28 protein-coding genes are annotated in these 26538 nt (G+C 63.9%); 18 read left to right on the top strand and 10 right to left on the bottom strand.

The window, feature by feature from the left end; genetic code table 11:
* From SO156_RS19725 to SO156_RS19655, 15 genes are all read left to right on the top strand, one after another.
* On the top strand, positions 1–181 hold a 181-nt coding region (locus tag SO156_RS19725; RefSeq protein WP_498535953.1), incomplete at its 5' end, for a hypothetical protein.
* A complete protein-coding gene (locus SO156_RS19720; protein WP_458144360.1) occupies positions 178–1464 on the top strand; it encodes a DUF445 domain-containing protein in 1287 nt (428 codons plus the stop codon). The genes SO156_RS19725 and SO156_RS19720, both read left to right, overlap by 4 nt.
* 187 nt (positions 1465–1651) lie before the next feature.
* On the top strand, positions 1652–2422 hold the full coding sequence (locus tag SO156_RS19715; RefSeq protein WP_458144359.1) for an esterase/lipase family protein: 771 nt from the start codon (positions 1652–1654) through the stop codon (positions 2420–2422).
* 169 nt (positions 2423–2591) lie between these two features.
* Entirely contained in the window at positions 2592–3458 is an 867-nt protein-coding gene (gene paaX / locus SO156_RS19710) for a phenylacetic acid degradation operon negative regulatory protein PaaX (RefSeq protein ID WP_498535952.1), read from the top strand.
* A 76-nt stretch (positions 3459–3534) separates the two neighbouring features.
* Positions 3535–4527 (top strand): 1,2-phenylacetyl-CoA epoxidase subunit PaaA, encoded by a 993-nt coding sequence (gene paaA / locus SO156_RS19705; protein WP_498535951.1) that lies wholly within the window; start codon positions 3535–3537, stop codon positions 4525–4527.
* 10 nt (positions 4528–4537) lie between these two features.
* Positions 4538–4825 (top strand): 1,2-phenylacetyl-CoA epoxidase subunit PaaB, encoded by a 288-nt coding sequence (gene paaB / locus SO156_RS19700; RefSeq protein ID WP_008136594.1) that lies wholly within the window; start codon positions 4538–4540, stop codon positions 4823–4825.
* The gene (gene paaC / locus SO156_RS19695) at positions 4825–5601 is read left to right on the top strand and encodes a 1,2-phenylacetyl-CoA epoxidase subunit PaaC (protein WP_498535950.1); all 777 of its coding nucleotides are present in this window, start codon (positions 4825–4827) and stop codon (positions 5599–5601) included. The genes paaB and paaC overlap by 1 nt, the downstream gene beginning before the upstream one ends.
* Positions 5595–6098 carry a 1,2-phenylacetyl-CoA epoxidase subunit PaaD gene (gene paaD, locus SO156_RS19690; protein WP_498535949.1) on the top strand — a complete coding sequence of 168 codons (504 nt, stop codon included), beginning with the start codon at positions 5595–5597 and terminating at the stop codon, positions 6096–6098. Before paaC ends, paaD begins: the two co-directional genes overlap by 7 nt.
* Positions 6099–6100: 2 nt before the next feature.
* Positions 6101–7183, top strand: a complete 1083-nt coding sequence (paaE, locus tag SO156_RS19685; protein WP_498535948.1) for a 1,2-phenylacetyl-CoA epoxidase subunit PaaE — start codon at positions 6101–6103, stop codon at positions 7181–7183.
* A gap of 101 nt (positions 7184–7284) precedes the next feature.
* The gene (gene paaI, locus SO156_RS19680; RefSeq protein ID WP_498535947.1) at positions 7285–7734 is read left to right on the top strand and encodes a hydroxyphenylacetyl-CoA thioesterase PaaI; all 450 of its coding nucleotides are present in this window, start codon (positions 7285–7287) and stop codon (positions 7732–7734) included.
* A 35-nt stretch (positions 7735–7769) separates the two neighbouring features.
* Positions 7770–9101 carry a phenylacetate--CoA ligase PaaK gene (gene paaK, locus SO156_RS19675; protein WP_498535946.1) on the top strand — a complete coding sequence of 444 codons (1332 nt, stop codon included), beginning with the start codon at positions 7770–7772 and terminating at the stop codon, positions 9099–9101.
* Positions 9102–9152: 51 nt separating this feature from the next.
* Positions 9153–10157 (top strand): quinone oxidoreductase family protein, encoded by a 1005-nt coding sequence (locus SO156_RS19670; protein ID WP_458144350.1) that lies wholly within the window; start codon positions 9153–9155, stop codon positions 10155–10157.
* A 110-nt stretch (positions 10158–10267) separates the two neighbouring features.
* Complete coding sequence (locus SO156_RS19665; protein ID WP_498535945.1) at positions 10268–11344, top strand: YeeE/YedE family protein; 1077 nt, start codon at positions 10268–10270, stop codon at positions 11342–11344.
* Positions 11345–11736: 392 nt separating this feature from the next.
* Positions 11737–12111 (top strand): hypothetical protein, encoded by a 375-nt coding sequence (locus SO156_RS19660; RefSeq protein WP_498535944.1) that lies wholly within the window; start codon positions 11737–11739, stop codon positions 12109–12111.
* A 51-nt stretch (positions 12112–12162) separates the two neighbouring features.
* Positions 12163–12654: a hypothetical protein gene (locus SO156_RS19655; protein WP_498535943.1), complete on the top strand. Its 492-nt coding sequence runs from the start codon at positions 12163–12165 to the stop codon at positions 12652–12654.
* 205 nt (positions 12655–12859) lie between these two features.
* Here the strand turns inward: SO156_RS19655 and SO156_RS19650 are convergent, their stop codons facing one another.
* The 5 genes from SO156_RS19650 to SO156_RS19630 are packed head-to-tail and all read right to left on the bottom strand — an operon-like array spanning position 12860 to position 17652.
* Positions 12860–14083 (bottom strand): bifunctional alpha/beta hydrolase/OsmC family protein, encoded by a 1224-nt coding sequence (locus SO156_RS19650; RefSeq protein WP_498535942.1) that lies wholly within the window; start codon positions 14081–14083, stop codon positions 12860–12862.
* Positions 14084–14131: 48 nt separating this feature from the next.
* Positions 14132–14797: a sulfite oxidase-like oxidoreductase gene (locus SO156_RS19645; RefSeq protein ID WP_458144347.1), complete on the bottom strand. Its 666-nt coding sequence runs from the start codon at positions 14795–14797 to the stop codon at positions 14132–14134.
* A gap of 19 nt (positions 14798–14816) precedes the next feature.
* A complete protein-coding gene (locus tag SO156_RS19640) occupies positions 14817–16139 on the bottom strand; it encodes an MFS transporter (protein WP_449383252.1) in 1323 nt (440 codons plus the stop codon).
* Between the two features lie 29 nt (positions 16140–16168).
* A complete protein-coding gene (locus SO156_RS19635; protein WP_458144346.1) occupies positions 16169–17389 on the bottom strand; it encodes a cytochrome P450 in 1221 nt (406 codons plus the stop codon).
* Between the two features lie 53 nt (positions 17390–17442).
* On the bottom strand, positions 17443–17652 hold the full coding sequence (locus SO156_RS19630; protein ID WP_458144345.1) for a ferredoxin: 210 nt from the start codon (positions 17650–17652) through the stop codon (positions 17443–17445).
* Between the two features lie 159 nt (positions 17653–17811).
* Here SO156_RS19630 and SO156_RS19625 point away from each other — a divergent pair, with 159 nt between their 5' ends.
* Positions 17812–18456 carry a TetR/AcrR family transcriptional regulator gene (locus SO156_RS19625; protein WP_458144344.1) on the top strand — a complete coding sequence of 215 codons (645 nt, stop codon included), beginning with the start codon at positions 17812–17814 and terminating at the stop codon, positions 18454–18456.
* Here SO156_RS19625 and SO156_RS19620 read toward each other — a convergent pair.
* The 4 genes from SO156_RS19620 to SO156_RS19605 form a co-directional block, all read right to left on the bottom strand.
* The gene (locus SO156_RS19620; protein WP_498535941.1) at positions 18453–19103 is read right to left on the bottom strand and encodes an aspartate/glutamate racemase family protein; all 651 of its coding nucleotides are present in this window, start codon (positions 19101–19103) and stop codon (positions 18453–18455) included. The genes SO156_RS19625 and SO156_RS19620 overlap by 4 nt on opposite strands.
* 162 nt (positions 19104–19265) lie before the next feature.
* Complete coding sequence (locus SO156_RS19615) at positions 19266–20279, bottom strand: amino acid ABC transporter substrate-binding protein (protein ID WP_458144342.1); 1014 nt, start codon at positions 20277–20279, stop codon at positions 19266–19268.
* A gap of 12 nt (positions 20280–20291) precedes the next feature.
* Complete coding sequence (locus SO156_RS19610) at positions 20292–21641, bottom strand: aspartate aminotransferase family protein (protein WP_498535940.1); 1350 nt, start codon at positions 21639–21641, stop codon at positions 20292–20294.
* A 3-nt stretch (positions 21642–21644) separates the two neighbouring features.
* The gene (locus SO156_RS19605; protein ID WP_498535939.1) at positions 21645–22517 is read right to left on the bottom strand and encodes a MurR/RpiR family transcriptional regulator; all 873 of its coding nucleotides are present in this window, start codon (positions 22515–22517) and stop codon (positions 21645–21647) included.
* Between the two features lie 107 nt (positions 22518–22624).
* Between SO156_RS19605 and SO156_RS19600 the strand changes: the two genes are divergently transcribed.
* Both SO156_RS19600 and SO156_RS19595 read left to right on the top strand, forming a co-directional pair.
* Positions 22625–23812, top strand: coding sequence for an amino acid ABC transporter permease (locus SO156_RS19600; RefSeq protein WP_498535938.1), 1188 nt, complete (start codon positions 22625–22627; stop codon positions 23810–23812).
* A gap of 2 nt (positions 23813–23814) precedes the next feature.
* Complete coding sequence (locus SO156_RS19595; protein ID WP_458144338.1) at positions 23815–24921, top strand: amino acid ABC transporter permease; 1107 nt, start codon at positions 23815–23817, stop codon at positions 24919–24921.
* 152 nt (positions 24922–25073) lie between these two features.
* Here the strand turns inward: SO156_RS19595 and SO156_RS19590 are convergent, their stop codons facing one another.
* Entirely contained in the window at positions 25074–26492 is a 1419-nt protein-coding gene (locus SO156_RS19590) for an amidase (RefSeq protein WP_498535937.1), read from the bottom strand.
* Between the last annotated feature and the right edge of the window lie 46 nt (positions 26493–26538).

The raw sequence follows: 26538 nt of genomic DNA, 5'->3' as shown, positions 1-26538 counted from the left end.
TCCGATCGAAGCTATTGTCGCGCATCGAACCCTCCCTGCCGGGCTGGATTCGATCACCGAATTAATGAACATGCACAATTGCGAGGAGGCGGAGCGACGAAGCAATCCAGCGTCCTTCCGCGGAAAGATTCTGGATTGCTTCGCTTCGCTCGCAATGACGGATACTGTGATCCGGTCATGACCACACCCGGCACCTTCTCCTTCGATGCTCCCGGCGATGCCGAGCGCGCAGCCGAACTGCGGCGCGTGAAGGCGCTGGCGACGTTCGTGCTGGCTTCGACGCTCGCGCTGTTCGTGGTCGCGAAATGGCTGCTCAACGTGCATCCCATATTCGGCTTCATCGCGGCGTTCGCGGAAGCCGCGACCATCGGCGGGCTCGCCGACTGGTACGCCGTTGTAGCGCTGTTCAAGCGGCCGCTCGGCTTGCCGATCCCGCACACCGCGATCATCCAGAGCAATCAGGCCCGCATCGCGGACAAGCTCGGCGAATTCATCCAGGTGCATTTCCTCGAGGCGGGCCCGGTCGAGGCGAAGCTGAACGAGATCGACTTCGGCTCTTTCGTTGCCGACTGGCTGCGCGAGCGCAAGCGCAGCGACGATCTCGCGCGCTTTGCGCTGCGGCTGTTGCCGGAGGCGTTTTCCGCGACCGAAAGCTCGGGCCTGATGACCTTCATCATCCGCCGCATGTCGTCGCAACTGCAAGCCATCAACCTGGCGCCGCTCGCGGCCGGCACGCTGCGCGGCTTCGTGGCGGAGGGGCGGCACCAGGTGCTGTTCGACGATCTCCTGCGCGTCATGCACGACACGCTGACGGGCAAGGAGACCATGGCGATGATCCGCGAGAAGGTGCGCGCTGAGTTGCCGACTTTGCTCAGGCTATACCGTGCTGACAAGTTTCTCGTGAACAAGATCGTGGCCTCCGCCAGCGCCTTCTTCGAGGAGGTGCGCGGCGATCCCAAGCATCCGTTCCGCGGCGAGTTCGACCGCATGGTGCTGGCCTTTGTCGACCGGCTCGGCACCGACCAGACCTATATCGACCGCATCGATGGCCTGAAGCGGGATCTGCTGGCGCGGCCCGAGCTAGCGGATCTGGCGCGCACTGTCTGGGCCAACACCCGCGCCTTCATCGAGCGCAGCGCGTCCGGCGAGACGCAGGTGCTTCAGCATCATCTCGCAGGCATGCTCGTCGCGGCTGGCGAGGCGCTCGCGGGCGACGCTGAGCTCCGCGGCGAGATCAACAAGGGCCTGGTCACGGTGCTACGCAGCTTCATCGCCGATCAGAAGAGCGGCGTCTCGACCTTCATCTCCGACCAGGTCAAGGCGTGGAATATGACGCAGTTGATTTCGCTGATCGAAATCAACATCGGCCGCGACCTGCAATACATTCGCTTCAACGGCTCGCTGATCGGCGGACTCGCAGGCCTTGCGCTGTACACGGGTGAATTCCTGCTTCGATTGCTGTGACTTTTGCGTCACGCCCCTCAGCTTTAACGCGCGGGCCTATTGTCGCTCCCGTTTTCACCGGCTTGAATGTCGGGAACCGGCCGCCTAGCTGATTCATGTTGCGCTGCGGAACGATCAAGAAGCCGTCGTCTTGGAATTCATGCCCATCTACCGGCAATCGCGGCCGGTGCCTCCAGAGGAAACAGTGATGACCGCTACAGCCCAGACGCTGCGCCCGCCCTCCCGCACCCTGATGTTTCTGGAGGGGCGGGCGATCCACGAGCTCGGCGCATTCCTCGGCGCGCTGCCGCTCCTCAGCCTCGCGCCGCGCGGCGACGGCCATCCGGTGCTGGTTTTGCCCGGCCTTGTTGCTTCCGACGCTTCCACGCGGCCGCTGCGTTCGTTCCTCAAGGGCAAGGGCTATGCCGTCAGCGGCTGGCGCCAGGGCCGCAACTATGGCCTGCGCCCGGGCGTGCAGCATGCGATGGTCGATCTCGTCCAGGAGCTCAGCGATATCCATGGTCGCAAGATCAGCCTGGTCGGCTGGAGCCTAGGGGGTCTCTACGCGCGCCAGCTCGCCAAGATGACGCCGGAGCGCGTGCGGCAGGTGATTACGCTCGGCAGCCCCTTTGCAGGCGATCCGCGCTCGACCAACGCCTGGCGCGTCTATGAATGGGCGAGCGGGCGCAAGGCCGACGAGGTCGATCCGCGCTTCGGCGGCGAACTCGCCGTCCCGCCGCCGGTGCCGACCACCGCCATCTTCAGCCGCACCGACGGCGTCTGCGCCTGGCAAGGCTGCATGGAGAAGACGGGTGCCCAGACCGAGAGCATCGAGGTCGAAAGCAGCCATTGTGGCATGGGTCACCACCCTGCGGCGGTTTACGCGGTGGCCGATCGTCTGGCGCAGAAGGAAGGCCAGTGGCAGCCTTTCGATCGCGGCGGCTGGCGCAGCCTGGCTTATCCGGATCCGCATCGGTGAGCGGACCTTCATGGTTCGAGACGCGCGGCTTTGCCGCGCTCTTCACCATGAGGGTTGTGATTGAATCCCCGCGATAGCTGTTCGACCTCACCCTGAGGAGGCTCGACGCGCCGTCTCGAAGGATCAAGCCCAGCTTTGGCATTAGCGCAAATCGCGCTATGCCTCCCACATGGCGCATCCGCTTTCCCGCATCGTCGACCAGCTCAAGCGCGAGCCGTCGCGCACCGGCTCCATCGTCATCACCGTGTTCGGCGATGCCATCGTGCCGCGCGGCGGCTCTGTGTGGCTCGGCACATTGCTCGAATTCTTTGAAAGCCTCGACATCGACAGCGGCGTCGTTCGTACTGCGATGTCGCGGCTTGCCGCCGACGGCTGGCTGACGCGCGAAAAGGTGGGCCGCAACAGCTTTTATCGCCTCGCCGAAAAGGGGCGTCAGACCTTCGAGGCCGCGACGCGTCACATCTACGATCCGCCGCCATCGGACTGGACGGGCCGCTTCGAGCTGCTGCTGATCGGCAATGGCGAGGACCGTGACGCCTCGCGTGAGGCGCTACGCAATGCCGGCTTTGGCAGTCCGCTGCCGGGCGTATGGGTTGCGCCATCAGGCGTGCCAGTGCCCGACGAGGCAGCCGGGGCGATCCGCCTCGAGGTCTCGGCCGAGGATGACAGCGGCCGCCGCCTGCTCAGCGCGAGCTGGCCACTCGATCGTACCGCCGATGCCTATCTGAAATTCATGAAGATGTTCGAGCCGCTGCATGCCGCGATTGCACGCGGCACCGACATCTCCGACGCCGACGCCTTCACCGCGCGCATCCTCTTGATCCACTACTATCGCCGTGTGGTGCTGCGCGATCCCCTGCTGCCGGGCGAGTTGCTGCCGGCGGACTGGCCGGGCAGGGCGGCACGCGAGCTCTGCAGCGAGATCTATCGCGCGCTCCTGGTCACGTCGGAACAATGGCTTGATGACCATGGAACCAACGAAAAGGGACCATTGCCGGCCGCGCGGAAGCTCTTGGAAAGGAGGTTCGAGGCTTGAGTTTTATGTTACAGAAATATCTTGCATGATGTAATTTCTGTTATATATTGCCTTCCAACAAATCGGGAGGATGCGCATGTATACCCAGGCGCTGAATACGGCCGAGGCAGACGATCGCGGCCTCGAGGATGCCGCTAAGGCTGCGCAGTTCCAGGCGCGCATCGATGCCGAGGAGCGCATCGAGCCGAACGACCGGATGCCGGTCGCCTATCGCAAGACGCTTACCCGCCAGATCTCGCAGCACGCCCATTCCGAAATCGTTGGAATGTTGCCCGAGGGCAATTGGATCACCCGCGCGCCGACGCTACGGCGCAAGGCAGCGCTGCTCGCGAAAGTGCAGGACGAATGCGGCCACGGGCTCTATCTGTATGCCGCCGCCGAGACGCTCGGCTCATCGCGCGAGGAGCTGGTCGATGCGATGCTCGCCGGCAACGCCAAGTATTCCTCGATCTTCAACTATCCGACCCTGACCTGGGCCGACATCGGTACCATCGGCTGGCTGGTTGATGGCGCCGCGATCATGAACCAGATCCCGCTGTGCCGCTGCTCGTATGGTCCCTACGCGCGCGCGATGATCCGCGTCTGCAAGGAGGAGTCCTTCCACCAGCGCCAGGGGTACGAGATCATGCTGACGCTATGCCGCGGCTCGGATGAGCAGAAGGCGATGGCGCAGGACGCTTTGAACCGCTGGTGGTGGCCGGTGCTGATGATGTTCGGCCCGCCCGATGCTGCGAGCCAGCACAGCGACACCTCGACGAAATGGAAGATCAAGCGCTTCTCCAATGACGAGCTGCGCCAGAAATTCGTCGATGCCACCGTGCCGCAGGCGCAGTATCTGGGCCTCACCATTCCCGATCCCGGCATGACGCAGGATGCCGACGGACACTGGCGCTACAGCGAGATCGACTGGACCGAATTCAAACAGGTGCTCGCCGGCAACGGCCCCTGCAACCGCGACCGCATCGCCGCGCGCCGGAAGGCGCATGACGAAGGCGCCTGGGTGCGTGAGGCCGCTGCCGCCTATGCGGCGAAACGCCAGCATCGCCAGACCGCGCAAGCCGCCGAATAGGGAGATCACGATGGCCACGCCGAACACGCCGCTGTGGGAAGTCTTCATTCGCAGCCGCAACGGGCTCGCGCACAAGCATGTCGGCTCGCTGCATGCGAGCGACGCCACCATGGCCTTGCAGGCCGCCCGCGACATCTACACACGCAGAGGCGAGGGGCTGTCGATCTGGGTGGTGCCCTCGACCGCGATCACCGCAAGCGATCCCGCGGAGAAGGGCATGATGTTCGAGCCGGCGGAATCCAAGATCTACCGGCATCCGACGTTTTATGAGGTGCCTGAAGAAGTGGGGCACATGTGATGCCAGTCGCCAACATCCAGGTCTCCGAGACGCCGCTGATGCTCTACACCTTGCGGCGCGCCGATGATGCGCTGATCCTCGGGCATCGGCTGTCGGAATGGTGCGGGCATACGCCGATGCTGGAAGAGGATATGGCGCTCTCCAACATCGCGCTCGACCTCATCGGCCAGGCCCGCGAGCTCTACACCTATGCGGCCAAGGTCGAAGACCAAGGCAACGACGAGGACAAGCTCGCTTACCTGCGCGACGTGAGGCAATATCGCAACCTGCTGCTGGTCGAGCAGCCGAACGGCGATTTCGCCCAGACCCTGGTGCGCCAGTTCTTCTATTCCGCCTTCGCCGACCTCTACTGGCGGGCGATGATGAATTCGCGCGATACGACGCTGGCAGCGATCGCCGCCAAATCCGAGAAGGAGAGCGCTTATCACTTGCGCCATTCCTCGGAATGGATCATCCGGCTCGGCGACGGCACCGAGGAGAGCCACTCCCGTGCGCAAGCCGCGATCGATCATTTCTGGGCCTTCACCGGCGAGATGTTTGCGGTCGACGATGACGAGCGCGGCCTGATCGATGCCGGCATCGCGATCGATCCGGCGACGTTGCGCGATCGCTGGCTGAAGATACTCTCCAATGTCCTCAGCGAGGCGACGCTCATGCTGCCGCAAAACGACTGGATGCAGCAGGGCGGCCGCGCCGGTCGGCACAGCGAGCATCTCGGCCATCTCCTTAGCGAGCTGCAATCGATGCAGCGTACCTTTCCGGGGCTGACATGGTGACGGCTCTCGAGAGCGAAAGCGATCTGCGCCAGCGCGCATGGGACGTTGCGGCAAGCGTGGTCGATCCGGAGATCCCGGTGCTGACCATTGCCGATCTCGGCGTGCTGCGGGATGTCGCCGTTGACGGTGATCGCGTCGAAGTCGCGATCACGCCGACCTATTCCGGCTGCCCCGCGATGAACATGATCGCGCTCGAAATCGAGCTGGCGCTGGAGCGCGCCGGTTTCGCGCGGCCCAAGGTTCGCACGGTCTTGTCGCCGGCCTGGACCACCGACTGGATGAGCGAGGACGGCCGCCGCAAGCTGCATGCCTATGGCATCGCGCCGCCGCAGGCCTCAAGCTCGCGCCGCGCGCTGTTCGGTGAGCAGGCCGTCGCGTGCCCGCAATGCGGTTCTGAGAATACCGAGCTGTTGTCCGAATTCGGCTCGACCTCCTGCAAGGCGCTCTGGCGCTGCAAGTCCTGCCGTGAGCCCTTCGACTACTTCAAGTGTCATTGACCATGTCCGCAGCCGCTCCACGTTTTCATCGCCTCGCCGTCAACGACCTCCGTCGCGAAGCCTCGGACGCCGTGTCGATGACCTTCGCCATCCCGGGCGAGCTCGCCGACGACTATGCATTCTCGCCCGGCCAATATCTGACGCTGCGCACCATGCTCGAGGGTGAGGAGGTGCGCCGCTCCTATTCGATCTGCTCGGGTCCTGACGACGGCGAGCTTCGCATCGCCGTGAAGAAGGTCGACGGCGGCGCGTTTTCGAATTGGGTGGCGGACGAATTGAAGTGCGGCGACGAGCTCGACGTGATGACGCCAACCGGCCGCTTCGGTGCGATCCCTCGGGTGGACACTGCGCGCGTCCATATCGGCTTTGCCGCGGGGTCGGGCATCACGCCGATCCTGTCGATCGTGAAGGGCGTGCTGGCGCGCGAGCCGAACAGCCGCTTCTTCCTGTTCTACGGCAACCGCGCGACCGACAACATCATGTTCCTGGAGGCGCTCGAGGAACTCAAGGACCGATTCATCGATCGCCTTTCGATCTTTCACGTCATTTCCGGCGAGGAGCAGGACATTCCGATCCTGCATGGCCGGCTCGACGGCGAGAAGGTGAGGGTTCTGCTGCGCTCGCTGGTGCCGGCCGCAAGTGTCGATCACGTCTTCGTCTGCGGTCCATCTGGCATGAGCGAGGAGATCGAGGCGACCTGCCGCGACCTCGGCATTGCGGACGATCGCATCCATGTCGAGCGCTTCGTGTCCGAGTTCGGCGGCAAGCCGCGTCCGAAGAAGGCGGTCGCGGTCGATGCGCCGCCCAAGGCCATCGCGTCGCTGATCATCGACGGCAAGCGCCGCGACGTTCCGGTCGCCGAGGACGAAGCCATTCTCGATGCCGCGCTCCGCGCCGGCGTCGATCTGCCCTTCGCCTGCAAGGGCGGCATGTGTTCGACCTGCCGAGCCAAGCTGGTCGAGGGCGAGGCGCCGATGGACATCAATTATTCGCTGGAGCCCTGGGAGCTGAAGGCAGGTTTCGTCCTGACCTGCCAGGCCAAGCCGACGTCGGAGCGAGTCGTGGTCGACTACGACCATGTCTGAGCAGTGCATCAGAACCTGATGATGCAAATGCGTCGCATTATTTGACAGTTTTGAGCGATCGGCAGAACATCGGGCGCAAAAGAACAGGTAGGAGACGCGGAGTGAACGTCAAAGCAGCCCTGTCACCGGAAGACGTCGCCCGCGCCTGCGCCGATGCGATGTGGGCGGAGGACGATGCCTCGAAAGGTCTCGGCATGGAGATCGTCGAGATCGGCCCGGGCTTTGCGACGCTGGCGATGACGGTGCGACCGGACATGGTCAACGGCCAGCGCATTGCCCATGGCGGCTTCATCTTTACGCTGGCCGATTCCGCCTTCGCTTTCGCCTGCAACTCGCACAATGAGCGCGTGGTTGCGGCGCACGGGCAGATCACCTTCGTCAAGCCGGGCAGGCTCGGCGATCGTCTCGTCGCAAGAGCGCGCGAAATCAGCCGCGGCGGTCGTTCCGGAATCTACGACGTGCGCGTCAGCGCTGGTGACATCGTTATCGCCGAATTCCGTGGGCATTCGCGTGTCATTCCTGGCACGTGGCTGCCGACGCAAGATCAGTGAACACAAGAACAAACAAATGATGTGGGGAAACGAGGATGGCTCTGACCAGGCTGAAGGCAGGTGGCAACGCCTATAGTGCCGAGATGGACGCGCATGAGCGCGCCTCGCGCGACGAAATGATGGCGTTGCAGACGCAGCGACTGGCATGGTCGCTGAAGCACGCCTACGACAACGTCGCGCATTATCGCAAGGCCTTCGACCAGGCCGGCGTGCATCCGTCCGACTTCAAAGGGCTGTCCGATCTCGCAAAGTTTCCGTTCACCGTGAAGACGGATCTGCGCGACAACTATCCCTTCAACATGTTCGCGGTCCCCCGCGAAAAGCTGGTGCGCGTGCACGCCTCCTCCGGCACGACGGGCAAGCCGATCGTCGTCGGCTATACGCAACGTGATATCGACACCTGGTCGGACGTGATGGCGCGCTCGATCCGCGCCGCCGGCGGCCGTACCGGCATGATCATCCACAATGCTTATGGTTATGGCCTCTTCACCGGCGGCCTCGGCGTGCATTACGGCGCGGAGAAGCTCTGCTGCACGGTGGTGCCGATCTCCGGCGGCATGACCGAGCGGCAGGTGCAGCTCATCAACGATTTCCGACCTGACATCATCACGGTGACGCCGAGCTACATCCTGGCGATCCTCGACGAGTTCAAGCGCCAGAAGCTCGATCCGCGCCAATGCTCGCTCAAGGTCGGCATTTTTGGCGCCGAGCCCTGGACCAACGCGATGCGCGGCGAGATCGAAGAGGCCTTCGACATGGATGCGACCGACATCTATGGCCTGTCCGAAGTGATCGGCCCGGGCGTCGCGCAGGAATGCATCGAGACCAAGGACGGCCTGCACATCTGGGAGGATCACTTCTATCCCGAGGTGATCGATCCCGAGACCGGCGCGGTGCTGCCCGATGGCGAGAAGGGTGAGCTTGTATTTACCTCGCTCACCAAGGAAGCCTTCCCGGTGATCCGCTATCGCACCCGCGATCTCACGCGCCTCCTGCCCGGCACCGCGCGTCCGGCCATGCGGCGGATGGAGAAGGTGACGGGACGGTCCGATGACATGATCATCCTGCGCGGCGTCAACCTGTTCCCGACCCAGATCGAGGAGGTGCTGCTCGCGACCGAGTGGTGCGGCGGACATTTCGTCCTGGAACTGACCCGGGAGGGGCGGATGGATGAGCTGACCATCATCGCCGAGGCACGCCCGGAGAGCTGGGACGGCCGCGGGCTCGTCGACCACGCCGAGCGCATATCCACCCACATCAAGAACACGATCGGGATCACGTCCAAGGTGAGGGTGGTTGCGCCGGCTACGCTGGAGCGATCACTCGGCAAGGCCAAGCGCCTCTACGACAAGCGGCCGAAGGATTGACTTGACCGGCCCCAAAGGCGACAAGGCCCGCGAGAAATCGTGGGTCGTTCGATGTCGGCAGCCAATAGCAAAACCGTCGAAGCGCGCTGCGTGCGCCTCAATGCCAAGGCCGAGAATGCGGCAGCGCTTGAACCTTTCGTCGAGCATCACAGGCTCGACCGTGGCGCTCACGACGTCCTGATCGAAGTGAAGGCTGCGGCCGTCAATCCGTCCGACGTGAAGGCCGCGACCGGCTTGATGCCCTATGCCGTGTTCCCGCGTACGCCCGGCCGCGATTATGCCGGCGTGGTGATCGACGGCCCGGCTGGCACGATCGGCCGCGAGGTGTTCGGCTCCTCGGGCGATCTCGGCATCCGCCGCGACGGCACTCACGCGACCCATCTCGTCGTCGAGCTTGAAGCAGTGGTCGAAAAGCCAGGCGCGCTGTCCTGGGAGGAGGCCGCCGGCATCGGCGTGCCCTTCGTTACCGCAATGGAAGGTTTTCGCCGCGCCGGCCTGCCGAAGCAGGGAGAGACGGTGCTGGTGATGGGCGTCAACGGCAAGGTCGGCCAGGCTGCCGTGCAGATCGCGACCTGGCAGGGCGCGCGCGCAATCGGCGTGGTGCGCAAGGCAGAGGCCTATGAAGGCCACTCCAACGCGCCGGTCGAAGTCGTCGACGCCTCCGCCATCGATGTCGCAGCGCGCGTGCGCGAGGTGACCGCCGGCAAGGGTGCGGATGTCGTCTTCAACACGGTCGGCGACCCCTATTTCCAGGCCGCGCACAAGTCGCTCGCGCTGCGCGGCCGGCAGATCCTGATTGCGGCGATCGACCGCATCGTGCAGTTCAACATTCTGGAGTTTTACCGCGGTCAGCACACCTACGTCGGCATCGACACGCTGGGCTTGTCGTCGATCGCAACCGGGGCCGTGCTGCGCGATCTCGGTCCCGGCTTTGCCAGCGGACACCTGAAACCGTTTCCGATCAAGCAAGGCGCGATCTATGCGCTGGAGCACGCTAAAGAAGCGTATGTTGCCGTCGCCGGCTCCTCGCGTGATCGCGTAATTCTGCGGCCCTAGCGTCATTGCGAGCGCAGCGAAGCAATCCAGGAATCTTTCCTCGGCGACAGTCTGGATTGCTTCGCTGCGCTCGCAATGACGGGAAACGACGAGAAGTCTGAGAGCAACCGATGGAACCCGCCCAACTCGTCATCCTTGCTGGCCTCGCCATCGGCCTCGTCTACGGCGCCGTTGGCCTGCTCAGCGGGTTTTGCCTGATGAGCAGTATGCGTGGCTTCCTTGCCAAGGGTGACGGTCGGCTGGTCCGCACCTACTCGCTGGCGATGGCGGTCGCTATCGCCGCCAGCCAGTTCCTCGCCGGAAGCGGCATGGTCGATCTCGGCAAGTCGATCTATCTGCAACAGACCTTCTCGGCGCCGGTGCTGTTCCTTGGCGGGCTCCTGTTCGGCTACGGCATGGTGCTGTCGAACGGCTGCGGCTCGCGCGCGCTGGTGCTGCTCGGCCGCGGCAATCTTCGCTCCTTCGTCGTCGTGATCGTCCTGGCGATCGCAGCGCAGATGACACTGAAAGGCCTGATCGCGCCGGCGCGCATCGCGCTCGTGCAGGCCTCACAGACCACCGCGAGCGCGAATTCGCTGCCCGCGCTTTTGTCTGCCTTCGGGCTCGGCGATGCTGCCTCGCGAACGCTCGCTGCCGCCGTGATCGCGGCCGCGCTGGTGCTGTTCGCATTCGCCCACGCCGCGTTCCGCCGCTCGCCGGGCCAGATTGCGGCAGGCGCTATCGTCGGTCTCCTGATCGCTGGCGGCTGGTGCGTCACCGGCTTCCTCGGCGCCGATGATTTCAATCCGGTGCCGGTGACCTCGTTGACCTTCATCGCGCCGATCGCGGACGCGCTGCAATACGCCATGCTGTCGACCGGCCTGACGCTCAATTTCGGCGTCGCCACTGTCGCCGGCGTGTTCGCTGGCAGCCTTATCACTGCGCTCGCGACGGGGCGTTTTCAGCTCGAGGGCTACACGTCGCCGCGCCACATGCTGCGTTCGGCGGGCGGCGCGGCGCTGATGGGCATCGGCGGCGTCATGGCCTTCGGCTGCTCGATCGGGCAGGGGCTCACTGGCCTCTCGACACTCGCGCTGGCCTCGTTCGTCGCCGTTGCCGGCATTTTGCTTGGCACTGCCGCCGGTTTGCGCGGCGCGCTCCGCGTTCAGCCGCTCAAGACGGCTGAAGCTGCATCCAGCCAAGCGTGACGCTGCACCCTCGTTTAGTCCAAGCATTAGGTCGCCGCCTGCTCGGCGATTCAATTGTCGCCGTTGGCCTACCATACCGCCTTTCGTGTAACTGCAACCACGGGTTTTCTGGCACCAAATATCCTCAATAGATTCCGTCGCGCGTAGCACGCCCGTCTCAAAGTACCTTAGCCGGGTGAGGAATTCCTTCTTGGCTCAAATTCGCAAGATTTTGGCGCGCCATAGCAAGACCAAGTTGCTGTCATCGTCGTAGGGCGTCCCGTTGGCTCGCTCCGGTTCAATCCGGACGCGGTGTGAGCCGCATCAATAGCAAGTCAAATTTCGTTCGGCTTCCGAGCCAATGCGGTTTGGTGGAGAGCGCTGACGATTGCTCAACAGGGAGGTCTGAGATCATGCGAAAATTGGGAGTGGTGGTACTTGCCGCCGGGCTGGTTGGCTGCGCCTCATCCGCAGCGGACATCACGCCGAGCTACGTCTCACCGGTTCAATATTCGTCCTATAACTGCCAGCAGTTAGGGCTGGAAGCTCAATCGGCGTCGGCGCGCGCCGCTGCACTCTCGGGAGCACAGGACAATCAACGAACAAAGGACGCAATCGCGACGACGGCGGCGGTCGTGATTTTCTGGCCAGCAGCGTTTCTTGTGAGCGGAGACAAACAAACCGCGGCGGAACTCGGTCAGATGAAGGGGCAGATGGTCGCAATCGAGCAAGCGTCCATTGCGAAGAAGTGCAACATTCAATTTCAGGGTAAGCCGCCGGCCACTTGATTGAAGACTGCTCTTACGGCGAGCGTCGACATCGCGGTTGGGGAGAGCAGTATGAAGCCTAGACTTTGCTTGTTCTTGGGGCTTGCGATCGGTGGCGGTGTAGGCTGGTACGCGCACGGATTTACCGTGCAGGATGTTCGCGCCAGCACAAATTTCAGATTTAGGGACAATCTGACCGACCGGCAGGCAGCGTATCTCAACGCGGAGGGGAGTTGGCGAGGGACCGACTTAGCCACCAAGATCAATACGGTTGAGATCACCTGCTTCGCCTCCGAGATGACCTGTGATCTTAATCAAGCCGACGTAGTGTCGTTTGGCGGAAGGCCATTTCTCTCCATGAACAGCCAGTCGTTCCGTATCAAGAAGCTTGATGCCGAAAGCGTCTTGGCTGAACGAAGCTTGCTGTGCATTCGCGAAACGCTAAAGTTCGACCGTGTAGCGAAGGCGATAACCTTGGAGCGCACCAAGATCAACCAACAGGAGGTCTGCTCGATGGTGCAGGATGAGCCACTGACGCTCAATCTTGGAGAGCCGCTCGGTTGATGACTTGCTCATCGAGTAGACGGGCAAGCAGCAGGCATCGCGTCAGGGACAAGGCCGTCGCACGGCGCTGCGGGGCTGATAGGAGGATATCGCGAGCTGGCCGCAGCGGCGGCAGGGCCGTAGCGGCCCGTCCAAGCGCTTTTCCGCCCCAGTGCTATCAGAGCGGCGGCCCCAGTTCCCACAAGGGGAGAAAGAAGAAGACCAGCTACTCCGCCGCCTTGGTCACGATCCGGATCTCCGACGTCAGCGTGCGGTGTACCGGGCACTTGTCGGCGATTTCCATCAGCTTCTTGCGCTGTTCTGCATCGAGCGCACCATCCATCGCGATCAGGCGGTCGATCTGGTCGAGCATGCCGTCGCGCGTCTCGCATTCCTCGCAATCTTTTGCGTGGATCTTGGAGTGCTTCAGCGTCACCGTGACGCGATCGAGCGGCAGCGATTTGCGGTCGGCATAGAGCCGCATGGTCATGGACGTGCAGGCGCCGAGGGCCGTAAGCAGGAAATCATAGGGGCCGGGGCCGGCATCCTCGCCGCCGGCTGCGACCGGCTCGTCGGCCACCAGCCGATGCGGCCCGACGGAGATCATCTGGTTGAACTTGCTCTTGCGGGTCTCCTGCACGACCACCAGGCGCGGCGCCTCGGGGAGATCGGCCACTTTCGCCGGTCTTGCCGCTTCGACATAGCGGCTGGCCCAGGCTGCGATCACGTCGGCGGCATAGACGGCGTCGCTCACCTTGCTGAGCAGATGATCGGCGTGATCGAGCGAGACGAAGCTCTTGGGATGCTTCGCCGAGACGAAGATCTTTGTCGCGTTGTCGATGCCGACGGTATCGTCGACTGGCGAATGCATCACCAGCAGCGCCTTGTGCAAGCCCGTGATATCCTTCATCAACTCGTGCTCGACGATGTCGTCGAGGAATTCGCGTTTGATGCGGAAGGGCCGCCCCGCGAGCGACACTTCGACCTCGCCCTGGGTGCGGATGTCGTCGAGATGATTCCCGAACAGCCCGGTGACATGCGCAGGGTCCGACGGCGCTGCAATCGTCACCACCGCCTTGGCTTCCGGAATCTTTCCGGCTGCTGCCAGGATCGCAGCGCCGCCGAGGCTATGGCCGATCAATATCGCCGGTGCCTCGCGTGTCGTGCGCAGATGATCGGCGGCGTGCACGAGATCGGCGACGTTTGAAGAGAAGGTGGAGTTGGCGAAGTCGCCTTCGCTCGAGCCAAGCCCGGTGAAATCGAAGCGCAGCACGGCGATGCCTTTGCCCGCGAGCGCGACCGCGATGCGGCGGGCGGCCAAGACGTCCTTGCCGCAGGTAAAGCAGTGCGCAAACAGCGCGTAGGCCGCGGGTTCACCCTCCGGCAACTCCAGTGCGGCCGCCAGCAGATGGCCACCTTCGCCTGTGAATTGAAAGCGTTCCATCGGCATGGCTATCTCCTCGATGTTGGCGTCCACCTCTCCAGGGAGGGGGGAATGTCAGTCCCCGGAGTAGCGCTCTTCAGTCCAAGGATCGCCGCGGTTATGATAGCCGCGAACTTCCCAGTAGCCGGGTGCGTCCTCGGTCAGAAACTCGATCGCCTGTAGCCATTTGGCGCTCTTCCAGAAATAGAGATGCGGCACGACCAGTCGCACCGGACCGCCATGTTCTTCGGACAGCGGCTGGCCCGACCAGCTGTGGGCGAGCAGGGCGTCCTCAGTGGCGAAATCTTCCAGCGACAGATTGGTGGTGTAGCCGTCATAGGAGTGCAGCACGACGAAGCGTGCATCATTGCGGGGCTGGCAGGCTGCCAGCAGCTCGCGTGCCGCAAGCCCCTCCCACTGGTTGTCGTAGCGCGACCAGGTCGTCACGCAATGGATGTCGGAGGTGCATTGCGTCTGCTTCTGCGCCGTGAATTCCGCAAACGTCCAGAACACCGGGTTTTCGACTGCGCCATAGACGTCGAGCCGCCAGCGTTCCCGCGAAATTTCCGGTGTGAGGCCGAGATCGAGCACGGGCCAATCGTTTGTGACATGCTGCCCGGGCGGCAGGCGCTGATCTTCCGGGCGCGTGATCCTGCCGGTGAGGAAGCGGCCCTCGCGCGCCCATTTCTCCTTGGTCCGCGTCAGCTTGCTTTCGGGCGGCGGCTCGTTCTCGTCAGCCATGATCTACTCGTGGCGGTGTCTACTCGTGACGATGCATCGCGGAGGCATGCTTGGTGTCGCGCATCGTAGCATAGATGATCAGCGAGAGGCAGATGATGCCGCTGAGATAGTAGTAGAACCAGTCCTCGTGTCCGATGGTCTTGAAGTAGAGTGCGATCGCCGGCGCCGTGCCGCCGAACAGGGACACCGTGATCGCATAGGGAAGTCCCACGCCGAGCGCGCGTACGTTGGTCGGAAACAGCTCGGCCTTCACCACCGCGTTGATCGAGGTGTAACCGGCAACGAACAGCCAGGCGCAGCAGATCAGCACGAACGCCATGAAGGGCGATTTCGTCTCCTTCAGCGTCATCAGCAGCGGGACGGTTGCGAGCGTGCCGGCGACGCCGAAGAAGATCAGCAGCGGCTTGCGTCCGATCTTGTCGGAGATCGCACCATAGATCGGTTGCAGGATGGTCGCGAAGATCAGCGTGCCGAAGATCACGAAGGTGGTCTGGTCTTCGGTGAGCCCGACCGAGAGTTTGACGAAGGTCTGCATGTAGGTGGTGAAGGTGTAGAACGCGGCCGTACCGCCGGCGGTCAGCCCCACCACCAGCAACAGCTCCCGCGGATATTTCAGAAGGTTTGCGATGGAGCCGGTCGGCTTCACCACCTTCTTGGCTTCCTCGAACGCCTCGGTCTCGTGCAGGCCGCGCCGCATTACCGCGGCGAAGATCGCAAGCCCCGCACCGATCGCAAACGGAATACGCCAGCCCCAGGCCTTCAGTTCGTCGGGCGTGAGGAACACCTTTTGCAGGAGCAGCAGCACGATGATCGCGGTGAGCTGCCCGCCGATCAGGGTGACGTACTGAAAGCTCGAATAGAAGCCGCGATGCCTGGGATCTGCGACCTCGCTCAAATAGGTGGCGCTGGCGCCATATTCTCCGCCGAGGCTTAAGCCCTCGATCACGCGCGCGACGGCCAGGATGGCCGGGGCGGCAAGGCCGATCGAGGCATAGGTCGGCGTCACCGCGATGATCAGCGAGCCGAAGCACATGAAAACGACGGAAAGCGTCAGCGAGATCCGGCGCCCGAAATGATCGGCGAGATAGCCGAAGAACCAGCCGCCCAAGGGGCGCATCAGGAAGGTCGCCGCGAACACGACGGCGACGTTCAGTTGCTGGACGACAGGATCGTTGCCAGGGAAGAAGGCAGGGGCGAAATACAGCGCGAACGCCGTATAGGCGTAGAAATCATACCATTCGACGAGATTGCCGATCGAGCCGATGAAGATCGCCTTGATGCGGCGTTGGGCGTCGGCAATGTCGAAGTGCTCGGAGGCCGGCTTGATTGCTTGGTCTGTCATCACCGGCCTCCCAGAACTTTTGCCGTCTGCTACATGGCCTTTCCGAGCAGAAATGGCAACTGGCGGGGACCGCGCACGGTCCCCTGCGACCAGGTCACGATGCCCTCCGGGTCGAGCCGGAAGTCCGGGATTCGCTTCAACCACTCTTCAATTGCCACCTGCATCTCCATCCGCGCGAGGTTGGAACCGACGCAGCGGTGAATGCCGAGGCCGAAGGCGGCATGGCGGTTCTCCCGGCGATCGAGCACGACCTTGTCGGCATCGGGGAACATTTTGGGGTCGCGGTTGGCAGCGGGAAAGGAGAGCAGCACCATGTTGCCCGGTTTGACCGGGCAGCCGGAAATGGTCGTCTCCTTGATCACCTCGCGCGCCATCGTCACCGGCGAATAGGCGCGCAGGAGCTCCTCGACCGCGATCGGTATCAACTCGGGCTCGGCGATCAGGCGCTCACGGTCCGCAGGCGTCTTCGCGAGGTGCCAGAGCGAGGAGCCGATCGCGCTCCAGGTGGTGTCGATGCCAGCGATCAGGAGGAGCCGCAGGGAGCCGTAGATGTGGGAGTCCTCGAGCGGCTGCCCGTTCTTGTCACGGGCGTTGAGCAGATAGGAGATCAGGTCGTCGCCCGGCTTCGCCTTGCGCGCTTCGACATGGCCGGCGAAATAGTTGGTCATCTCGTCGGCCGCCTGCTTCAGCATCATCTCGTTCTTGATGCTCAGCTCGAGGATCATGTGGATCCATTTGATGAAGAGGTCGCCGTCGCTCTCGGGGATGCCGAGCATGTGGGCGATCGCGCGCACCGGGATGTGCTTGGTGTAGCTCGCGGCGGCGTCGACCTTGCCGTCGGCGATGAATTCGTCGATCAGCTCGTTGCAGATGGCGCGGACGCGCGGCTCGAGCTTCTTCATCGCATCCGGCGTGAACGGCGGCAGCAGCAACTGCTTGGCCGGCTTGTGGTCGGGCGGATCCGAGGTGATCGGCGGCGCCGCGTTCTTGGCGACTTCGGGCCGCTCGTCGCGAACGATGATGCGGCGCGAGGAGAAGCTTTCGCTGTCGTTGGCGATCTGCCGCACTGCCTCGTAGGTCGTCGGCAGATAGCAGCCGAGAAAGCGCTCGGTGTGTACGACGGGACTTGCGGCACGCATCTGGTCCCAGATCGGGAAGGGGTCTTCCGTCCAGCGCGGATCGGTGTGATCGAAATCGTGGAGCCAATCGGTGACGGGCGGATGGGCGGCGGGTTGGCTGACGTCGGACATCTCTGGATCCTCGGGGCTTGTGTTCACGGAAGAACGCAGGAACGCGCGGCGCGCTATTCCTCGGTCACTTCAATCGCGATTTCCGGACAGTTGGATTTGGCGAGCCAGGCCTTGTCTTCCAGGCCGGCTGGCACGGTGCCGTCGCCGATCTGATGCGCATTGCCGTATTCGTCGAGCTCGAACAGTTCCGGCGCCAGCGCCTTGCAGCGGGCATGGCCCTGGCACTTGTCGGGATCGACCTGAACTCTCAGTCGTTCTGCCATTTAAGCTCCCTCGGTCGTGCGCATGCGGGCCCCTTAAGGGGCCGGGCGCGTTCCTCAATTGATTCTTCTCCGCAGTGGTTCCTGCGAATTAAGTTATAGTATATTACATTGCGGACGGGCTTCCCCTGTCAAGCGCAAACTTATAGGTTTTCGCTCAACATGCCGACACAACTCGCCCGCAAGCCGCAAAACGCCTATCACCATGGTGATCTTCGCGACGCCCTGATCAAGGCCGCCTTGCGCGAGGCGGAGCAGGGCGGGGCGGAGGCGATCAGCATCAAGGCGCTGGCGAAGGAACTCGGCGTCTCCCAGCCGGCGCCGTATCGTCATTTCGCCGACCGCGAGGCGCTGCTCGCCGCGGTGACGGCGGAGGCCTTTCGGCAATTCACGGCCAAGCTGCGCGAGGCCATGGCAATACCGTCGAAGCAGTCGAAACTCTCGCGGCTGGCACAGGCCACGCTGGAATTCGGCCTGCGCCGCAACGGCGTTTACCGGCTGATGTTCGCCTCGCGCACGGTCTCGTGCGCTGACAAGGGCAGTGAGTTGCACGCCGCGACCAACGAAACGTTCGCGCTGGTGCTCGACGCGTTGGAAGCGCCTGCCGTCGGCTATCTGCGCGAGCGGCATGCGCTGAAGATCTGGGCGGCATTGCACGGTGTGGTGATGTTGGCCGAGCAGGGGCTGTTCACCGGCGAGGCCGCGCACACGACACGTGAGGAACTGGTCGAGGATTTCGTGGCCGAGACCAAGCTCGCGCTGGATGCCGCTATCAAGGAAGCCCGCCGTCGCGGGAAAGCGGACTAGCGCTTCACCGATAACAGCTTTGCCAGTTTCAGCACGGCGCTATCAGGCGTCGTCACCACTGGCTTGCCGGCGGCATCCTCAACCAGCGGCGCCGTGGCCGCAATGCTGAACTGGGCGAGCGCGATCACATCGCAATCGCGCAGGTCTTTTGAGGCTTCCGCAATCAGGCGATCATGTGTTGCGCGATCGCCGCGGTCGAGCGCCGCGAGCGCGCCTTCGGCAAGCTTCGGAACGATCTCGATGGAGGCCGGAAACTCCGGCGGCATCGATTGCAGCGTCGGTGGGAAGGTCGAGAGCAGGCCTATTTTCCGGCCCATCGTCACCGCCTGCTCGATCATCGCCTCATTCGGTTTCAGGACCGGCATTGGCGCATGCGCGCGCGCAACCGTCTCGATGCAGAGTCCAAAGGCCGAACAGGTGAACAGGATCGCATCTGCCCCAGTCGCGACGGCATAATCCCCGAGCGCGAGAAAGCGGCCGGTCATCGCATCCGTCAGCGCGCCGTCGCGCGCCAGATCCGCCGAAAGGCTGTCGTCGAGCAGGTTCATGAGCCGGGCTTCCGGCCACAGGCGCGCGAACGCCGACTCGATCGGCGCGATGGAATGCTTGAGCGCGTGGATCAGTGTGATGCGAGGGGGCGTCATCATCGAACGTGGCTGCCTGGCAGGGTCTCGTGCCCCGGACGCAGCGCAACGCGGAGTGTTGCGCTGCTGAGCCGGGGTCCATTTGGGCCCCTGGGTCCCGGCTCTGCGCAGCAGCGTTACACGCTGCTGCGCGTCCGGGGCACGGGTTGCTTATACTGAAACCGTTTACTTGAACGGAATGGCGTACATCAAGCCGCCTTTTTCCCAGAGGCCGTTGAGGCCGCGCTCGAGCTTCAGCGGGCTGCCTTTGCCGACGTTGCGCTCGTAGATCTCGCCGTAATTGCCGGTTGCCTTGATCGCCGTGACCAGCCACTTGTTGTCGAGCCCAAGCCGCGAGCCGAGATCGCCGGAGGCGCCCAACAGCCGCTGCACCGCGGGCGTCTGCGACTTCGCCATCTCCTCCACATTGGCTTGCGTTACGCCGAGCTCTTCTGCCTCGATCAGCCCGTAATGCAGCCAGGTGATGATGTCGCTCCAGACCTCGTCGCCGTTGCGGGTGAAGGGTCCGAGCGGCTCCTTGCTGATGGTCTGCGGCAGCACGACGTAATCGGCCGGATTCGGTGCAGCCGTGGTCACCGCGCCGGCGAGTGCCGAAGCATCCTGGGTCATGGCATCGCAACGGCCACCGAAGAAGGTCTGGTACATGGTGTCGACGCGGTCGAACACCAGGGGCTTCCAGTCGATGCCGTTCGCGCGGCCGTAGTCACCGAGCGTCACCTCATGCGTGGTGCCCTGCGCGACGCAGACGGTGGCGCCCTTCAGATCCTTCAGCTCCTTCACGCCGAGGTCCTTCTTCACGACGAAGCCCTGGCCGTCGTAGAAGTTGATCGGTCCCTGCCGCAGGCCCAGCGTCGTGCCGCGCAGATAGGTCTGCGTCGAGTTGCGGTAGAGCACGTCGATTTCGCCCGATTGCAGCGCGGTGAAACGGTTCTGCGCGGTCAGCGCGACATAGCGCACCTTGTTGGGATCCCCTAACACGCCGGCGGCGAGCGCGCGGCAGTAGTCGACGTCGAGGCCCTTGAAATTGCCCTGCGAGTCCGGTGCGGAGAATCCGGCAAAGCCGGTGCTGACGCCGCACACCAGCGTGCCGCGGCTCTTCACCGTGTCCAGCGTCGCAGCCGACGTCGCGCTGCTCGAAGCCGCGAGCAAGCCTGCCGCGATAATCACGTTCCTCATCATGCTACTCTCCCCTCAATGATTGACACTACGCAACACGTTGTCGACGGCCGTGCCGAGCCTGTCGACAATCAGGTCGATCTCGTCCGCCGAGGCGATGTAAGGCGGCGCCAGCAGCACGTGGTCGCCGCGGACGCCATCGACGGTGCCGCCGCCGGGATAGCAGCCAAGCCCCTCGGCGAAGGCAGCCGCCTTGATCTTCTGGTGCAGCTTGAGCGCGGGATCGAAGGAGGTCCGCGTCGCGCGATCGGCAACGAGCTCGATCGCCCAGAACAGGCCGCGGCCCCTGATGTCGCCGACATGGCGGTGATTGCCGAAACGCTCGGTCAGCCGCTGCTCGAGCTGACGCCCGCGTTCCTTGATGCGATCGAGGAGGGCGTCTTCGCGGATCACCTCTTGCACGGCGAGTGCCGCCGCGCAGGCGAGGGGATGGGCGAGATAAGTGTGGCCGTGCTGGAACGCACCGCTGCCGGCGCGGATGGTGTCGATGATCCTGCCGCTTGCGAGCATCGCGCCGATCGGCTGGTAGCCGCCGCCAAGACCCTTGGCGATCGCCTGGATGTCGGGCGCGATGCCTTCCTGCTGCCAGGCATGCGTCGTGCCGGTGCGGCCCATGCCGCACATGACCTCGTCGAGGATGAGCAGCGCGCCATAGCGGTTGCAGATCTCGCGAACCACCTTGAAGTAGCCGTCGGGCGCAGTGACGGCACCGGCGGTGGCGCCGACCACCGGCTCGGCGAGAAACGCTGCGACGGTGTCGGGACCGAGCCGCTGGAACTCGGCCTCGAGCTCGGCTGCGAGCCGCGCCACGAACGCGGCATCCGATTCAGTGTCGTGCTTCTCGTGATACGCAAAGGCCGGCGTCACATGGCTGAAAGCGCCGGACAGCAGCGGCGCGTAGGGCTCGCGGCGCCAGGCGTTGCCGCCGGCGGCGAGCGCGCCGAGCGTATTGCCGTGATAGCTCTGGCGCCGCGCGATGAAGTGCCGCCGCTGCGGCTCGCCGCGCTCGATGAAGTATTGCCGCGCGAGCTTGATGCTGGCTTCGATCGCCTCCGAACCGCCGCTGACGAAATAGGCGTAGGCGAGACCGCCGGGCTCTTGGCCGACCAGCGTTTCGGCAAGCCGCTCCGCCGCCTCGGAGGAGAAGAACGCGGTGTGGGCATAGGCCAGCGTCGAGGCCTGCTTCGCCAGCGCCGCAATCACGCGCGGATGCTTATGGCCGAGGCAGGAGACGGCCGCGCCTCCGGAGGCGTCGAGCACGCGGCGTCCATCCTCGGCGAAGAGGTAAACGCCTTCGCCGCCGATTGCCTTCGGCGGTGTCTCGCGCAAGGAACGGTGCAGCACGCGGCTCGTACGGGTGCTCATGGGTCAACCTTTCTCTGATACGTAGATGGAGGTCGCAGTCAATCGCGCCTCGGTGTCCTGGAGGCGCTTCTTCGCCGCCGCGCCGCCGAGCGAGAACGTCACCGCGGCGAGCGACTGCGCGATCGCGATCGCGCCGGTGAGGCTCGGGAAGAATCCGGGCGAGGACGCAGCTTCAAACAGCAGCACGTGGTCCGCGCCCTCGGCCATTGGTGCGGCAACGCTGTCCGCGATCGAGATCAGCGTCGCGCCGGCGCGATAGGTAGCCTGAGCAACACGAACGCTTGCGCCTGTGTAAGGCGTGAAGCCGATCACCACGACCGCCTCGTCGGCACGGAAGGCGCCGAGGTCGAGATCGTCAGGACCAGAGCCGCCGACGATCTGCACCTCACCGGGGCGAAACAGCCGCAGCTCATAGTTCAGCAGCTCCGCGACGCTGCGGCAGCTTCGGAAGCCGGCAATCCAGATGCGCTTTGCGCTGTACAGGGCCTTTGCGGCATCGGCCACGGAGGAGGCCGAGATCCGCGGTAGACCGGCGGCCTCCGCTTCGAGCTTGTCGGTGATCAGCGCAACGTCGGAATCCGGACCGTGGCGGCGTCCTTTGGCGCGACCCGAGAAGGGCGATGTCTGCGACGGGCGTCGCGCTTCCGTCAGCGCCGCGCGCAGCGCGTCCCAGCCGGAATAGCCGATCGCCTTGGCAAGCCGCGTGAACGCGGCAGGGTCAGCGCCGGCTTCGGCCGCGAGATCGCGCATTGAGCGCGTGGTGGCGTCGTAGTCGTTGGCCGCGACAAACCGCCCGACCTCCTGCAGCCGCATCGGGAGCGATGGCAGTGCGCTGCAGAGTTCGCTCAGGGGTGAGGATTTCGCCGGCTCGGCCATGAAACATTTGTTGCATATCTCTTAGTTTGGTGCAACAGTTGATGCGCGCCGAGGAAGCGCATGGCCGGAAATCGCTGCTTTCGAAGCGCTTTGAGGATTTTTGTGCTGTGACGACTGATAGCCCCAGACCGCCGCCGCGTCGGACATTCTCGCTCGCGCTGGGAGGCCCGCAGCTCAAGGGGCTGTTGTGGCAGATCCTCGTCGTCGGCATTTCCCTCGCCATCATCGTTTTCCTCTGGTCCAATACCGTTCACAATCTCTCGGCGCGCCGCATCTCGACCGGCTTTGCGTTCCTGGGCCGCGAAGCCGGCATGCCGATCGCCGACAGCCTGCTCGCCTACAGCCCGAAGGACACGTATTTCTGGGCGTTCGTCGTCGGCATCGCCAACACCTTGCGCGTCGCCGTCATCGGCATCGTGCTCGCGACCCTGCTGGGAACGCTGATCGGGATTTCGCGGCTGTCGGCCAACTGGCTTCTATCGCGGCTCGCCGCCGTCTATGTCGAGGTGCTGCGCGACATTCCGCTGCTGCTGCAACTTCTATTCTGGTACGTGCTGATGCAGGCGCTGCCCGCCGCGCGCGCCGCATGGCGGCCGATCGAGGGCATCTTCCTGTCCAATCGCGGCCTGATCCTGCCGTCGATACCGATCGGCGAGGGGCAACTTTGGGTGCTCGGCACCGCCCTTATGGGCGCAGTCCTGTTCTACCTCATAAGGCGAGTCTTGATCGCGCAGCAGATGCGCGATGGCAAGCCGAGACCCGCCTGGCCGTTTGCGCTCGGCCTCATCGTCGTACTGCCGGCGCTGGTGTCGTGGTGGCTCGATGTGCACTGGACCATCGCATGGCCCGAGCTGCGTGGGTTCAATTTCGTCGGCGGGTTGACGCTCGCGCCAGAATATTTTGCGCTGCTGATCGCGCTCGTCACCTACACGTCGGCATTCATTGCCGAGATCGTGCGCAGCGGCATTCAGTCGGTCCCGCGGGGGCAGTGGGACGCCGCCAATGCGCTCGGCCTGCGCCGCAGCTTCATGCTGCGGCAGATCATCCTGCCGCAGGCGCTGCGCGTGATCGTGCCGCCGATGACGAGCCAGTATCTGAACCTCACCAAGAACTCCTCGCTCGCTGTCGCGATCGGCTACCAGGACGTGGTATCTGTCGCCAATACCACGCTGAACCAGACCGGGCAGGCGATCGAAGCGATCGCGCTGATCATGGCGGTGTTTTTGACCATCAGCCTGTCGATCAGCTTCTTCATGAACTGGTACAATGCGCGGATTGCGCTGGTGGAGGGCTGACAATGACCGCGGTCACCGACATTCCGGAATCGCCGCGCGCCATGCGCCGCCCGCAATCCGGCAATCGCGTGCTGCGCTGGCTGCGCGCCAACCTGTTTTCGTCGATCCCGAATGGGATCATCACACTCGTGCTCTTTGCAGTGCTCGCCAAGGGCGTGGTCAGCTTCGTGCAATGGGGTATTGCGAACGCGGTCTGGCTGACACCTCCGAACGATTCGAGCGCCTGTCGCGCGGCACGTGGGGCAGGTGCCTGCTGGGCCGTCATTCCCGAAAAGTATCGTTTCATCCTGTTCGGCACTTATCCGTTCGACGAGCAGTGGCGGCCGGCGCTCGCGGTCCTGCTCTTCATTGCGCTGTTCTACGTCTCGAGCCGCCGCGCGTGGTGGCGGCGCGAGCTCGTCTATGTCTGGATCGCCGTTCTGGCCGTAATCAGCGTGCTGATGTGGGGTGGCGTGCTCGGGCTGTCCTTCGTCTCGCAGGACCGTTGGGGCGGATTGCCGGTGACGCTGATCCTGGCGACCTTCGGCCTCGCCTTCGGCTTTCCGCTCGGCATCCTGGTGGCGCTCGGTCGGCGCTCGAAACTGCCGGCGATCCGTTCGCTCTGCGTGCTCTATGTCGAACTCATCCGAGGCGTGCCGCTGGTGAGCCTGTTGTTCATGGCGAGCGTCATGTTTCCGCTGTTCATGCCGGGGGGCTTCAATATCGACAAGCTGCTCCGCGCGCAGATCGCGATCATCCTGTTCGCCGGCGCATATCTCGCCGAAGTGATCCGCGGCGGTCTGCAGGCCGTGCCGCGCGGGCAATATGAGGCCGCTGATGCCCTGGGACTGTCCTACTGGCGCAAGCAGCGGCTGATCATCCTGCCGCAGGCGATCCGTCACGTCATCCCGCCGCTGGTCAACACCTTCATCGCCTTCTTCAAGGATACCAGCCTCGTCCTGATCATTGGCATCTTCGACCTGCTCACGACAGCCAAGACCGCGATCATCGATCCCGCCTGGCAGCAGTTCTCGGTCGAAGTCTACATCTTCATCGCCGCGATCTATTTCGCCTTCTGTTTCGCCATGTCGCGCTACAGCCGGAGCCTGGAGGCGGGGACGGCGAGGTGACCCTCTCTTGTGTCCCGGACAAGGTGCAGCGCGTTAGCGCTGCGCCGCAGAGCCGGGACCCGGGGGACGCACGATGGATCGTTGAGGGATGGGCCCGGCTCTGCAGCGCACCGGTGAAGCAGCGCTGCGCTGCGTCCGGGGAACGAAAGAAGTTACCTCTTCACCTTCGGATCGATTGGCGTCGTGCCGCGCAGACCCAGAATATCCTCCAGCACCTTGGCGCCCGCGATGATTTGGGCATCGCTGCGCGGCGCGCCGACGACCTGTACGCCGACCGGCAATCCCGACTCTGTGAAGCCGCAGGGCAGCGATAGCGACGGGCAGCAGGCGAGGGTGATGGCGTAGACGATCCCGAGCCACTCGATGTAATTGTCAAACCGCTTGCCAGCACATTCGGCGACATAGCGGTTCTCGATCGGGAAGGGCGGCACGATCGTCGTGGGTGTGAGCAGAAGGTCGTAGGTTTTGAAGAACTCGACAGCACGCGCCGTCATCGCAAGGCGGTGCGCCTCGGCGCGCGCGATCTGGTCCACCGTGAGGCGGAGCCCTTCCTCGATATTCCAGATCACCTCGGGCTTCAGCAGATCGCGCTTCTCGCGCAGGAGCTTTGCCTTGGTCATCGCGAAGTCGAGCGCGCGCAGCACGTGGAAGCATTCATGCGCCTCGCGCCAATCCGGATGCGCCACTTCCACGATCACGCCGGCTTCCGCAAAACGCTCTGCCGCCTTCCGCGTGATCGCCTTGACCTCGGGGTCGACGGGCGTGATGCCGAGGTCGGGCGAATAGGCGATGCGCTTCGGCTTCTTGCCCGAGCGGGCGGCGGAGAGGAACGAGACTGCCGGTGCAGGCAGCGACAGCGGATCGGCCGCATAATCGCCGCTCATGGCGTCGAGCAGCAGCGCGAGATCCTCGACGTTGCGCGCCATCGGTCCCTGTTGTCCGAGATTGCGGTCGACGCCGGCCGTGGGCGTATGGGCGACACGGCCGATGCTCGGCCGCATGCCGACGATGCCGCAGAAGCTGGCAGGACTGCGCAGGCTGCCGCCCATGTCGGAGCCATGCGCGAGCCACGCCATGCCGGTTGCAAGCGCCGCTGCCGCGCCGCCGGAGGAGCCGGCCGCTGATTTCGATGTATCCCAGGGATTGAGCGTCGCGCCGAATACCTCGTTGAACGTGTTGGCGCCGGCGCCGAATTCCGGTGTATTGGATTTTGCGTAGACGACCGCGCCATTGCCTTCGAGATGTTCGACGAGGAGGTCCGATCGCGCCGAAATATTGTCCTTGAAGATCGGCGAGCCCTGCGTGTTCAACACGCCGGCAACATCCGTCAGGTCCTTGATCGGCACCGGCAGGCCCGCGAGCAGTCCGCGCTCGGTGATCGGTTTTTGCATCAGAGCCTTGGCACCAGTCCGTGCGCGATCGAAGCACAGCGTGGGAAGCGCGTTGACCTTGCCGTCGACCTCCGCGATGCGTTTCTCCAGGACGTCGAGAAGATCAAGCGGCGTGACGTCGCCGGCGCGCAGCTTGTCGACGACGGCACATGCGGTTTCGTGGATCAGGTCCTGAGTCAATTATCTTGCTCCTTATCGTCATTCCGGGGTGATGCGAAGCATCGAA

The organism is Bradyrhizobium sp. UFLA05-125 (assembly GCF_059803515.1).
Note: the sequence above shows the minus strand (reverse complement) of the source record. Positions and strands in the feature narration are given on the sequence as shown.

Excerpts from the sequence above, each read along its gene's own strand:
- SO156_RS19720 (WP_458144360.1), top strand. The coding sequence starts at position 178 with ATGACCACACCCGGCACCTTCTCCTTCGATGCTCCCGGCGATGCCGAG.
- SO156_RS19715 (WP_458144359.1), top strand. The coding sequence starts at position 1,652 with ATGACCGCTACAGCCCAGACGCTGCGCCCGCCCTCCCGCACCCTGATG.
- paaX (WP_498535952.1), top strand. The coding sequence starts at position 2,592 with ATGGCGCATCCGCTTTCCCGCATCGTCGACCAGCTCAAGCGCGAGCCG.
- paaA (WP_498535951.1), top strand. The coding sequence starts at position 3,535 with ATGTATACCCAGGCGCTGAATACGGCCGAGGCAGACGATCGCGGCCTC.
- paaB (WP_008136594.1), top strand. The coding sequence starts at position 4,538 with ATGGCCACGCCGAACACGCCGCTGTGGGAAGTCTTCATTCGCAGCCGC.
- paaC (WP_498535950.1), top strand. The coding sequence starts at position 4,825 with ATGCCAGTCGCCAACATCCAGGTCTCCGAGACGCCGCTGATGCTCTAC.
- paaD (WP_498535949.1), top strand. The coding sequence starts at position 5,595 with ATGGTGACGGCTCTCGAGAGCGAAAGCGATCTGCGCCAGCGCGCATGG.
- paaE (WP_498535948.1), top strand. The coding sequence starts at position 6,101 with ATGTCCGCAGCCGCTCCACGTTTTCATCGCCTCGCCGTCAACGACCTC.
- paaK (WP_498535946.1), top strand. The coding sequence starts at position 7,770 with ATGGCTCTGACCAGGCTGAAGGCAGGTGGCAACGCCTATAGTGCCGAG.
- SO156_RS19670 (WP_458144350.1), top strand. The coding sequence starts at position 9,153 with ATGTCGGCAGCCAATAGCAAAACCGTCGAAGCGCGCTGCGTGCGCCTC.
- SO156_RS19665 (WP_498535945.1), top strand. The coding sequence starts at position 10,268 with ATGGAACCCGCCCAACTCGTCATCCTTGCTGGCCTCGCCATCGGCCTC.
- SO156_RS19660 (WP_498535944.1), top strand. The coding sequence starts at position 11,737 with ATGCGAAAATTGGGAGTGGTGGTACTTGCCGCCGGGCTGGTTGGCTGC.
- SO156_RS19655 (WP_498535943.1), top strand. The coding sequence starts at position 12,163 with ATGAAGCCTAGACTTTGCTTGTTCTTGGGGCTTGCGATCGGTGGCGGT.
- SO156_RS19650 (WP_498535942.1), bottom strand. The coding sequence starts at position 14,083 with ATGCCGATGGAACGCTTTCAATTCACAGGCGAAGGTGGCCATCTGCTG.
- SO156_RS19645 (WP_458144347.1), bottom strand. The coding sequence starts at position 14,797 with ATGGCTGACGAGAACGAGCCGCCGCCCGAAAGCAAGCTGACGCGGACC.
- SO156_RS19640 (WP_449383252.1), bottom strand. The coding sequence starts at position 16,139 with ATGACAGACCAAGCAATCAAGCCGGCCTCCGAGCACTTCGACATTGCC.
- SO156_RS19635 (WP_458144346.1), bottom strand. The coding sequence starts at position 17,389 with ATGTCCGACGTCAGCCAACCCGCCGCCCATCCGCCCGTCACCGATTGG.
- SO156_RS19630 (WP_458144345.1), bottom strand. The coding sequence starts at position 17,652 with ATGGCAGAACGACTGAGAGTTCAGGTCGATCCCGACAAGTGCCAGGGC.
- SO156_RS19625 (WP_458144344.1), top strand. The coding sequence starts at position 17,812 with ATGCCGACACAACTCGCCCGCAAGCCGCAAAACGCCTATCACCATGGT.
- SO156_RS19620 (WP_498535941.1), bottom strand. The coding sequence starts at position 19,103 with ATGATGACGCCCCCTCGCATCACACTGATCCACGCGCTCAAGCATTCC.
- SO156_RS19615 (WP_458144342.1), bottom strand. The coding sequence starts at position 20,279 with ATGATGAGGAACGTGATTATCGCGGCAGGCTTGCTCGCGGCTTCGAGC.
- SO156_RS19610 (WP_498535940.1), bottom strand. The coding sequence starts at position 21,641 with ATGAGCACCCGTACGAGCCGCGTGCTGCACCGTTCCTTGCGCGAGACA.
- SO156_RS19605 (WP_498535939.1), bottom strand. The coding sequence starts at position 22,517 with ATGGCCGAGCCGGCGAAATCCTCACCCCTGAGCGAACTCTGCAGCGCA.
- SO156_RS19595 (WP_458144338.1), top strand. The coding sequence starts at position 23,815 with ATGACCGCGGTCACCGACATTCCGGAATCGCCGCGCGCCATGCGCCGC.